This window comes from Streptomyces aurantiacus JA 4570 (assembly GCF_000414115.1).
Taxonomy (GTDB): Bacteria; Actinomycetota; Actinomycetes; order Streptomycetales; family Streptomycetaceae; genus Streptomyces; species Streptomyces aurantiacus_A.
This window is the reverse complement of the sequence record NZ_AOPZ01000268.1, coordinates 1-10,783: the sequence shown is the minus strand read 5'-3', so window position 1 is coordinate 10,783 and position 10,783 is coordinate 1. Positions and strand designations below refer to the sequence as shown.

7 protein-coding genes and 1 pseudogene are annotated in these 10,783 nt (G+C 72.4%); 3 read left to right on the top strand and 5 right to left on the bottom strand.

What is annotated here, in order from left to right:
* From STRAU_RS24515 to STRAU_RS24500, 3 genes and pseudogenes are all read right to left on the bottom strand, one after another.
* The coding region (locus tag STRAU_RS24515; RefSeq protein ID WP_037661648.1) for an LLM class flavin-dependent oxidoreductase at positions 1-697 on the bottom strand (697 nt) is incomplete at its 3' end.
* Between the two features lie 62 nt (positions 698-759).
* Positions 760-2,576 (bottom strand): annotated as a pseudogene (locus STRAU_RS40520) (FAD/NAD(P)-binding protein).
* 527 nt (positions 2,577-3,103) lie between these two features.
* On the bottom strand, positions 3,104-4,396 hold the full coding sequence (locus STRAU_RS24500) for a DUF5685 family protein (RefSeq protein ID WP_037661642.1): 1,293 nt from the start codon (positions 4,394-4,396) through the stop codon (positions 3,104-3,106).
* Positions 4,397-4,786: 390 nt separating this feature from the next.
* Here STRAU_RS24500 and STRAU_RS24495 point away from each other — a divergent pair, with 390 nt between their 5' ends.
* On the top strand, positions 4,787-5,230 hold the full coding sequence (locus STRAU_RS24495) for a cell division protein SepF (RefSeq protein ID WP_016643074.1): 444 nt from the start codon (positions 4,787-4,789) through the stop codon (positions 5,228-5,230).
* Positions 5,231-5,289: 59 nt separating this feature from the next.
* Here STRAU_RS24495 and STRAU_RS24490 read toward each other — a convergent pair whose 3' ends face one another.
* A complete protein-coding gene (locus STRAU_RS24490) occupies positions 5,290-6,489 on the bottom strand; it encodes an acyl-CoA dehydrogenase family protein (protein WP_016643073.1) in 1,200 nt (399 codons plus the stop codon).
* Positions 6,490-6,675: 186 nt separating this feature from the next.
* Positions 6,676-8,298 (bottom strand): MFS transporter, encoded by a 1,623-nt coding sequence (locus STRAU_RS24485; protein ID WP_037661639.1) that lies wholly within the window; start codon positions 8,296-8,298, stop codon positions 6,676-6,678.
* Between the two features lie 260 nt (positions 8,299-8,558).
* Here STRAU_RS24485 and STRAU_RS24480 point away from each other — a divergent pair, with 260 nt between their 5' ends.
* Both STRAU_RS24480 and STRAU_RS24475 read left to right on the top strand, forming a co-directional pair.
* Complete coding sequence (locus STRAU_RS24480; protein WP_037661637.1) at positions 8,559-9,737, top strand: glycosyltransferase family 39 protein; 1,179 nt, start codon at positions 8,559-8,561, stop codon at positions 9,735-9,737.
* Positions 9,738-10,012: 275 nt separating this feature from the next.
* Positions 10,013-10,783: phosphatase PAP2 family protein (locus STRAU_RS24475; RefSeq protein ID WP_037661650.1), on the top strand; the 771-nt coding region annotated here is incomplete at its 3' end.

Sequence of the window (10,783 nt, the reverse complement as noted above, 5' to 3'; positions counted from 1 at the left end):
GCAGGTCGGCGCGTGCGGCGCCCGCCTGGGCGGGGCTCGCGGCCCGTACCAGGGCGACGTCCGCGTGCCGGACGGCCGTCTCGCGGGCGGGGCCGCCGGTGGCGTCGACGACGACCACGGGATGGCCCTGCGGGGGCCGCGGCACGATCGACGGGCCCCGCACGGAGAAGGTGCGGCCCTCGAAGTCGACGTAGTGCAGCTTGTCCCGGTCGACGAAGCGGCCGGTCGCCACGTCCCGTATCTCCGCGTCGTCCTCCCAGCTGTCCCACAACCGGCGTGCCACGTCGGCGACTTCGCCCGCCTCGCGCCACAGCGTCTCGCGGGGCGCGGCCCGGCGCCGCCCGAACAGCTTCGCCTCGGCCTCGGTCGCCGACACCTCCACCGCCCAGCCGGCCCGGCCGTGGCTGACCCAGTCGAGGGTGGCCACCGCGGCCTGCACGTGGAAGGGCTCGGTGTGCGTGGTCGTGACGGTCGGCACCAGGCCGACGCGTCCGGTGGCCGGGGCGAGCCGCGCTAGGACGGCGAGCGCGTCGAGCCCCTGGTGCGCGAAGGAGTCGCCGAGTGTGACGAAGTCCAGCGCGCCGCGTTCGGCCAGCCGCGCGAGCTCGGTGTAGGGGGCGGCTTCGTAGGCGCCTGACTGGTCGATGGCGGCGGCGAGGTGCAGGGGGCCGCGGCTCGTGGCTGGTGGTGTGGTCATGAGGGGTGAACCTCTCTCGGCAAGGGGTGGATGGACGACGGTGGAGGCGGCGGCTGCCCGCCTCATGGCGCCGCGTCCGCGAGGAAGGCGAGCACCGCCCGCGCGGTGGCGTCGTTCTGGCGGAACGAGGGGCTGTTGGTGCGCGGCCGGGTGAAGGCGCCGGCGCCGCGTGCGTCGGTGTGGGGGCCGAGGGCGAAGCGGCGCGGGTGCGGGGTGCCGGCGCGGGTGCGGACGCGGCCGTCGGCGGGGTCGACGGACAGCAGGCCGTCGGGCGTCTCGGCGACCCCTTCGGCGTGCAGCGCGCGAAGGAGCGGGTCGCGGGTGCGGGCGAGCGTCGGCTGCGGCAGCCGCGCTGCGGCAGCCGCGCCTCGACCAGCGCGCGGGCCGTGACGCTCGCCCCGGGCACGGTCGCACTGCGCGCCCGGAACACTCCCCCGCCCGCCGCCACGGTCATGCCCGCGCCGAGGAACCGCACCACCCCGGCCCGCGACAGCGCGAGCAGCTGCCGAAGCCGCGGTCCCGGCGGACCTGACGCCAGATAACTGAAGTAGCCGTGCCACCACGGCCCGATGTCGCCGAGCCGCACCACCTGCCCGTACACGGACAGGAGGCCGAGGAAGACGGCCAGGTCGGGGCTGTGCGCGGGGTCGTGGCGGCGGGTGAGATCGGCGGTGATGTAGGCGCGCAGGCCCTCCTGGAGTCCTTCGTACGAGGTGTGGCGGACGCCGTCCAGGGGGTGGTCGAGCGCGGTGAGGTCGAGGCGGTCGGCGGGGTCGGGCACGGCGGCGGAGACCAGGGCGGCGAGCTCGGGGCTGCCGGGCGGGCAGACGGCGTACTTCTCGTCGAAGTCCCGCCAGGCCATGGCGGTGCGCTCGGGGTGGGCGGTGAACAGGCGGTGGTAGTGGGCGAAGCCAAGCTCCTTCTCGACGAGCGGCCAGACGTCGCGGGCGAAGTCGTAGCCGTCCGGCCGCGCGAGCAGGGCGTCGATCTGCTCGGGCCCCAAGTAGCGTGGCAGCGGCGGCCGTTCGCCGCCGTCCCAGGTGTAGCCGATCTTGGAGTGGTAGGGCACGCCGCGCCGCGAGCCGACGTACAGGACGGGTTCGCGCCCCGACGGCACATAGGTGTCCCCCTCGTACCGGCCGCCGCGCCCCTCGGTCAGGAGCACCATCAGGTCGACGAAGGCGAGCCCGAAGCCGCGTACGAGGACGGGCTCGCCGCCTTCGAGGGCGCTCAGGTCGGTGTCGGCGGTGAAGTCGGGCGGCAGGTGGACGAGGCCGTGGCGGCGGGCGTAGCGCCGCAAGTGCCTTTGCTCGTCGTCGAGTTCGGCGTCGAGGTGGCCCTGGGCGAGGATGACGAGGTCGGCGGGGAGGGGGTGGTCGGCGCCTTCGAGCCACACCTCCTGGCGGCCGTCCGGGGGGCCGGTCAGGCGCACGGCGCGGTGGGGGTGGTGGTGGACGGCGACGTCGGGCGGCAGGGCGGCCACGGACTTCTCGTACACCCAGCGCAGATAGGCGCCCTGCCGCCGCCGTCCGGCGAAGACCTGGCCGTCGACGTCCGCCCAGGTGTGCAGCGCGGGTCCGGGCAGCACGGGCCCGGCGATGTCGACCGTGTCGTCGGTGAACATCGTGACGTCCTGCGCGTGCGAGTTCATCCACAGCAGCGGCGACTGCTCCTCGCGCCAGATCCGGCCGGGGCCCGGCGGGTAGGGGTCGACCAGGTGGATGTCGAGCCGCGAACTTCCGTACAGGGAGGGCGCGTTGGCGGCGATGCGTTCGACGAGACCGGTGGCGCGGGGGCCCGCGCCGACGATCACCAGGGCGGGCGTCCCTGGCCGGGCGTGCGCGGCGAGGGGGTCTTCGGCGGGGGCGTCGGATGGCATGTGAAGGCTCCGTCAGGACGGGTCATGCCTTCACATGGGCCGCGCGGGCCGTCCGGACCGAGCCCCTCAGCACAGGTCCGCCCTCTGAGACTACGGGGCGCTTTGCACGTGTTGTCAAGGCTGTCCAGGAGCGGCCCGGGGCGTTGTCCAGAATATGAGCCGTACGTCTCAGGGCAGTTGACGCAGAAACGGATGCCTGTTCCACTTGTGCTCATGCATCCACAGCCGCGGCTGGTCACGCGCTCCCACATCGACTTCGGTCGCGTGTGGTCGGCGTCGTGTTGATGCGCTTCTTCGTGCTGACGCACTGCTGAGCCGGCCTGTCACGCCCGCGCGTCCGGGCCCGGAGCCCGCGCGTTCCATCATGCGGACGAGCCGTCTCACCGTCGCCGAACTCCCGTCACTTCCGTGCCCCCGTGACTCCCGTGCGCCCACGCGCCGTTGCCCCGCCTTCACATGCGTACGTGTACGCACCCCTCCCCTCGCACGACCAGCACCACCCAAAGACGTACTGGACCAGGACCGGTCTAGAGCCCGCAGTCGCAGCAGGCACAGCACTCGCAGCAGGAGCAGCAGCCGCTGTCTCCGCAGTTGCTGCAGCAGCCCTCGCGCTTCTTGCGGGACCAGGGGCCCTCGTACTGGTCGGCGCAGCACATCTTGCAGGTGCAGCACAACCCGATGGCGACGGCGCACCCCGCCCAGAAGCCGCGTTTGCCGGGCTTCGGCGGTTGCGGCTCGAAGGCGGGACCGCCGCCGAAGCCACCCGGACCACCGGGGCCACCCGGCCCACTGGCACCACCCGGCCCACCCGGCCCACCGCCGCCGTACGGATTGCCGCCCCCGTACGGATTCTGCGGGCCGTACGGACCACCGGAGTGAGCTCCGTACGGCCCGCCCTGCTGCGCCGGAGGCGGCCCGAACGAGCCGCCCTGATGAGCCGTCACCTGATGGGCGTGCCCACACCCGTCGACGCCGAAGGCCCGGTCGATCGACCTGCCCAGCTCGTGCGCGAGCAGCATGTGCGCGAGCTTGCCGTCGGTGAACTCGGCGTCGCGCAGCGCGAGCCGGATGCCGTGCAGCGCGTCGTCGGCGAGGCGCCGCGCCTCGGCCAGGGAGGTCCCGGTGGCGGTGAGCGGGTTCCACGCCCCCGACGCGGCGTCGGCTTCCTTGTCCTCCACGGCGTCGAGGAGGTGCGCGAGCCTGCCGAACAGCCGCCCGGCCTCGGCCAGCGGCTCCGCGTTGCCCGGCCGGCCGGCGAGCACGGCGGTGTGCGCGAAGGCGGCGGCGGTCGCGGTCTCGGTGGGCTCGGTGACCGTGAGCAGGGAGGTGCCGGGGCCCGCCAACGCCTCGATGCCCTGCTGCCGTTCGACGGCGTCCACCAGGACCGCCGTGTCGAAGCCCACACCGGCGCCGGTGCTCGCGCCCGCCCTGCCCCACTTCGCCGCGACCCGGCGGGCGGCGGCGGCCACCGGCCTGCGCGCCAACAGGCCGTCGCCGTCGACGACGTGGTCGCGCACCTTCGCGGAGGCGAGCACGAGCGAGACGGCCGCGGCGAGCCGCGCGCCCTCGCCCTGGGCGACGGACGCGGTGCGCATGCCGCGCAGCGGGCAGGGGCCCGCGGTGCGCCGCCGGCCAGTGGCGCGCTCGGCCTGAGCCTCCGTCAGCACCGAGATGAGGAGCCCGTCGTAGTTGGTCACGACGCGGGCGAACTGCCCGTGGTCCCCGCGCAGCGCGAGACACAGCCCGCACAGATGCGCCATCCACTGGGTCTTGAGCCCTTCGCCGAGGCGATGACTGCAGGGCCTGACGATTCCGAACATGGCGACTCCCCCGTGAGCGCTATGAATCCGATGTCTGAAGAGTGGACCAGTCGACCAGTCGATGAGTGCGAAGAGTGCGACGAGTCCGATGAACCGCGCGATCCACGCGGCCGGGACGGCCCGCGGGCCGAACTCCGGCATCGTATCGATCGTTCAGTTCACCCGTACGCACCGTCCGTCACCCATACGCCGCGAAGAATCATATTTCACTCTCTGTCAGCAGCCGTACACGGCAGGACCCTTGAAGAATCCCGCGCGTAGCCGTATTGACTGTGTGCCAGTACCGTCACGAAAACCCCGCGCGGCGACTATCCCCTTGGCGCACCATCCGCATCATGGACGACCATAGGGATGCGGAACGCAAGCAGACCGCTGCGAGAGGAGGCGTCCATGGGATCGGTGCGCAAGGCGAGTGCCTGGCTTGGCCTCGTCGACGACAACAACGACGAGCGTTACTACGACGGATACGAAGACGACGCGGCCGACGGCCCGGAGGCGGCCGAGGCATGGGTCACTGACCCGCGCGTGAAGGTGGCCTCGGACGTGGCCGAGGACAAGGGCCGGATCGGCACGGTCACGCCGGACAGCTTCCGCGACGCCCGCGCCATCGGTGAGCTGTTCCGGGACGGCGTGCCGGTCATCATGAACCTCACGTCGATGGAGCCCGCCGACGCCAAGCGCGTCGTCGACTTCGCGGCCGGGCTCATCTTCGGCCTGCGCGGCTCCATCGACCGGGTGGCGCACCGCGTGTTCCTGCTGACCCCCGCCAACACGGAGATCGTCAACGGGGAAGCCACGCCCCACCGCGCGGACGGCTTCTTCAACCAGAGCTGAGGCAGGGCCGCTCGCCGTGCCCGTCCGCCGCGCCCCGCGCGCTCAGCGGAATCGCGCGCTCAGCGAAAGGCATCGAGTCCGGTGAGCGCCTTGCCGAGGACGAGCTGGTGCATCTCGACGGTGCCCTCGTAGGTGAGCACCGATTCGAGGTTCGTCGCGTGCCGCATCACGGGGTACTCGAGCGAGATGCCGTTGGCGCCGAGGATCGTGCGCGCGGTGCGGCAGATCTCGATCGCCTCTCGTACGTTGTTGAGCTTGCCGAAGCTGACCTGCTCGGGCCGCAGGCGGCCGGCGTCCATGCGGCGCCCCAGGTGGTGCGCGAGCAGGACGCCCTTGTGGAGTTCGACCGCCATGTCCGCCAGCTTGGCCTGGGTGAGCTGGAAGCCGCCGATGGGCCGGCCGAACTGCTCGCGGGTCTTGGCGTACTCCACGGCCGCGTCGAAGCTGGCGCGGGCGGCGCCCATCGCCCCCCAGACGATGCCGTAGCGCGCGTGCGACAGACAGCTCAGCGGGCCCTTGAGCCCCGTGACCTCGGGCAGCACCGCGTCGGCGGGGAGGCGCACCTCGTCCAGGACCAGCTCGCTGGTGACGCTGGCGCGCAGCGACCACTTGTGCTTGATCTCCGGCGCGGAGAAGCCCGGGCTGTCCGTGGGGACGGCGAATCCCCGGATCCCGTCGTCGGTCTGCGCCCACACCACGGCCACGCCCGCGACCGACCCGTTCGTGATCCACATCTTCCGCCCGGTCAGGACCCAGTCGGTCCCGTCCTTCTTCGCGTACGTGCGCATGGACGCCGGGTCGGAGCCGTGGTCGGGCTCGGTGAGGCCGAAGCACCCGATGATCTCGCCCGCGGCCATGCCCGGCAGCCACCGCTGCTTCTGCTCCTCGGAGCCGAAGCGGTGGATGGCGTACATGGCGAGCGAGCCCTGCACGGAGACGAGGGACCTGATGCCGGAGTCGGCGGCCTCCAGCTCCAGGCAGGCGAGCCCGTACTGGACGGCGCTGGCGCCCGCGCAGCCGTAGCCGGTGAGCGGCATGCCGAGGGCGCCGATCGCCCCGAGCTCCCGGGCCAGCTCCCGTACGCCGGGCAGCTCGCCGCTCTCGTACCACTCGGCGATGTGCGGCAGGACGCGGTCTCCCGCCCAGGAGCGGACGGTGTCGCGGACCGCGAGGTCCTCCGCGTCGAGGAGGTCGTTGAGGCCGAGCGGGTCGGCGGGGTCGAAGGGCGGCAGGGGGGTGCGGCTGCTTGCGGACGACATTGCGGGGGCCTCCGGCGGACTTAACTAGCGGTGGTAGTCAGGTACGGCTCGGCTGACGCTACGGCGCGGCGTGCGGGACGTCCAGCGTGGGCGGCCCTGCCGGGGGCTTCGCCGGTGCGGCAAGGTTTTAGCCCGTCCGGCGTTCGGAGCCCCCTGGTTACGGGAAGGGGCGGGATTGGGGAAAGCTCAGCGCAGCGACTCCACCGGAACCCCCGTCCGCTCGCGGGCCGCCCCCGCCTCGCACGCCGCGGGCGCACCGCAATCCATCACCCGGGGCAACCGCAGCGCGGCCAGCGCGCCGAGCAGCAGCAGCCCCGCGCTGACCAGCAGGGTCACATGCAGCCCGTGCACGAAGGAGTCGCGCGCGGCGGCCCGCAGGGCGTCGCCCTGGGCCCCGCCGAGCCGCGAGGCGACTTCATAGGCTTCGCCCAGCGAATGGCTCGCCGCCGCGCTGTCCGCGGCGGGAACACCCCGCACGGACGAGAGCCCGGGCGCGTACGCCGCGTTCATGACGCTGCCGAGCAGCGCGATGCCGATACCGGCGCCGAGCTGGTAGGAGGTCTCGCCGATCGCGGCGGCCCCGCCCGCCTGGGTCTGCGGGGCCTCGCTGAGCATGGACTCGTACGCCCCGAAGAGCGTGGTCTCCAGGCCGAAGCCGAGCAGCACGAAGCCGGTCAGCATGAGCGGAGCGTTGTCCTCGCCGCCCATGGCGGTGAGCGCGGCGACGGCGAGCGCGGTGAGGGCGAACCCGGTGGCGACCATCGCGCGCGGCCCGAAGCGCTGCAGCATCCGGGATCCGGCGAGCCCGGCGGCCATGGCGGCGATGGTGAGGGGAAGGAGCCGAAGCCCGGTCTCCAGGGGGGACAGGCCGAGCACGAGCTGGAGGTACTGCGCGGCGATGAGTTCGAGGCCGACCAGCGCGAGCATCGCGAGGACGATGCACCCCACGGACGTACTGAACGCGGGCCGCGTGAACATCGCCAGGTCGACGAGCGGATAGCGCCTGCGCCGCTGCCGGCGCACGAAGGCCACGAGCAGCCCGCCGCCCACCGCGACCGCGAGCAGCGTGGTGGCGCCGAACGGCGACTCCCCGCTGCCGAGCCGCTTCACGCCGAGCACGAGGCCGAACAGGCCACCGGCGGCCATCAGCGCGCCGACCACGTCCCACGGCCCGTTGCGCCGACCCGTCGACTCGGGCAGGAGCCAGCGCCCGACGGGCAGGCTGACCAGCATCAGCGGAATGTTGATGAGGAAGACCGAGCCCCACCAGAAGTCCCACCAGAAGTGCTCCAGCAGGAAACCGCCGAGCAGCGGCCCGCAGGCCGCGCCCACGGCGGCGACGGCGCTCCAGATGCCGATCGCGAGGGCGCGCTCGCGCCGGTCGGGGAAGACCTGGCGCAGGATCGAGAGCGTCGCGGGCATGATCATCGCGCCGCCGACGCCGAGCAGCGCGCGGGCCGCGATCAGGACGTGCGGGGTGTCGGCGAGCGCGGCGACGGCCGAGGCCACGCCGAACAGGCCGTAGCCGAGGAGCAGCACGCGTCTGCGGCCGACCCGGTCGCCGAGGGTGCCGAACAGGATGAGCAGCGAGGCGCAGACCAGTGGATAGATGTCCACGATCCACAGCAGCTCCATCGCGCCGGGCTTGAGGTCTTCGGTGACGGCGGGCACGGCGACGTGCAGGACGGTGGCGTCGACGGCGACGAGCAGCAGGCTGACGCAGAGGACGACGAGCACCACCCAGCGGTTCGCACCCGCGCCGGGGGTCCGACGGCCGGATGGAGCGGCGGCCGTGGTCGTCCCGGACATGTGCGTACCTCCCAGTGGTTCCTCGCGAGTGCGGCCAGGTGGGGGGCCGGCGGGACCTTGGGGATCCGGTCGGGATCCGGTCGTCCGGCTGTGGCGGCTGTGAACGGCGAGTGGCCGTCAGCGTACGCGAGTCCGCGGCTGCCTCGCGTGGCGGACCTCTCATGGTTGCGGTGCGAGGGTGTGGCGTGTGCCACGTTCGCTCGTGCCGGTGAAGTTCGCGTGGGCACGACCAGTCGGGTGGACAGCCGATAATCGAGCCCGTGACCGATCTTGATCAGCGCCCCGCGACGGGGCACCGAACCGGCTTCGCGCTGCGCCGTGCGGCGCCCGCGCTCTTTGTGTACGCCGGGGTGCGCGCGCTGGGGCTCGCGGTGCTCGCCGTCTGGGGCGCCGCGGCGGGCAAGAGCCCGCACACCCTGCTCACCGCCCGCTGGGACTCGCTCTGGTACACCCGCGTCGCCGACTTCGGCTACGGCTGGGAGGTGACGCTGCCCGACGGCAGCGTCCACTCGAACCTGGCGTTCTTCCCGCTGCTGCCCTGGCTGGAGCGGGCCGTGTCGGCGATCAGCCCGCTGTCGTACGCGGACGCGGGCCTGGTGGTGAGCTCGGTCGCGTCGCTGTGCGCGGCGGGCGGGATCTTCGCGGTCGCGGATCACTTGTACGGGAAGAAGGCCGGGGTCTGCGCCGTCGCGCTGTGGGCCGTGCTGCCGGTCGGCATCGTGCAGTCGATGGCGTACAGCGAGTCGCTGTTCACCGCGCTCGCGGCCTGGTCGCTGTACGCGGTCATGACCGGTCGCTGGGTGACGGCGGGCCTGCTCGCCTCGCTGGCCGGCCTGACCCGGCCGGTGGGCGCGGCCGTGGTCGCCGCGGTGTGGGTGACGGCGGCCCTGGCGGCGTACCGCAGGAGGCGGGCGGGTGAGCGGCCTGTAGTGGTGCGGCGCGACTGGCGCGTGCTGCTCGGGGTGCTGCTCGCGCCGCTCGGCGCGGCGGCCTACGTGCTGTGGGTCGGGCACCGGACGGGCGACGGCCTGTTCGGCTATCTCGACGTGCAGAAGCAGTGGGGCAACGGCTTCGACGGCGGCTACGCCTTCGCGACGTTCGTCGCCGAGAAGTTCACGTCCGTGCCGGGGGCGCTCGCGGGGATCGGGCTGATCCTCGGAGTGGCCGGGGTGATCTGGCTGTACGTCGTGGGGGTGCGGCAGGGGCAGCCGCCGGCGCTGCTGGTCTACTGCGGGATCGTCGTGGTGCTCGCGCTGTGCGCGTCCGGCTATTTCGGCTCCAAGCCGCGCCTGCTGATGCCCGCCTTCCCCCTCCTGCTGCCCCTCGCGGTGGCGCTCGCGCGGCTGCGTACGAGCAGGTCGGCGCTGATCCTGGGCGGTGTGGCCGTCGTCGGAGCGGTGTACGGGGCCTTCTGGCTGCACGGCTCCGGACCGCCCTGATCCCGCCAAGATCACCCACTCAAGATCATTTCCGTGGGCGGGCGGTGAGCGGGCGGTGAGCACCGGGAGAATTCCGCACCAGCCCCCGGTGAACGAATTCATAAGCCGCCTAAAACCGCCCGCGTAATGATCAATGCATTGGGTAAAGCGGGCATCATTGAATAGGGATTCCGGCCGGAATAAACCGGGACCTGAGATCAATGCCACATCACATCGTCATCACAAAGCCTTCGAATCGACCTGAGGGGGCACTCACTCGCTGTAACGTCGATTGGGTGCGTACCGAACGAAACCTGACCCGTCTGGACCGGCTCTTCGCCCGGCTAGACCGTGAGCCGGAACGGCCGGCCCTCCTCAGCGTGCCGAGGATGAGCCCGCACCGGGTCGTGCTCTTCGGCGCGACGCTGGCCTTCTATCTGGCCATCGTGGTCGCCGTCCTGACCACGTCCTGGCTCGTGCGGTTCGACTGGCAGGTCATGTTCTTCCGGCCCTACCAGCAGTGGCCCGAGATCCACGGCTTCCTCGACTACCTGGTGGTGCTCGGCCAGCGCGGCCCGACCGCCGTGATGGTCGCGGCCTGGCTGGGCTGGCGCTCCTGGCGGCAGCACACGCTGCGGCCGCTGCTCATGTTCGGCGCGGCCCTGCTGCTGCTCAACGCCACGGTGGGCGCCGCCAAGATCGGCATGGGCCGCCTCGGCCCGCACTACGCCACCGTGATCGGCTCCAACGAGATGTGGCAGGGCGGCGATATATTTCCTTCGGGCCACACCGCCAACGCCGTCGTGACCTGGGGAATCCTCGCCTATCTGGCCTCGACCCCGCGCACCCGCCGCTATCTGTCGGCGCTCTCCGCCGTGGTCTCGCTGAGCGTGGGCCTCACCACCGTCTATCTCGGTACGCACTGGCTGAGCGACGTCCTGCTCGGCTGGGCCGCGGGCCTGCTCATCCTGCTCGCGCTGCCCTGGGTCGAGCCGCTCCTCACCCGTGTCGAGGCATGGATCCTCGGCATCCGGGACGCCTTGCGCAGCCGCCGCACCGGCGCCCCT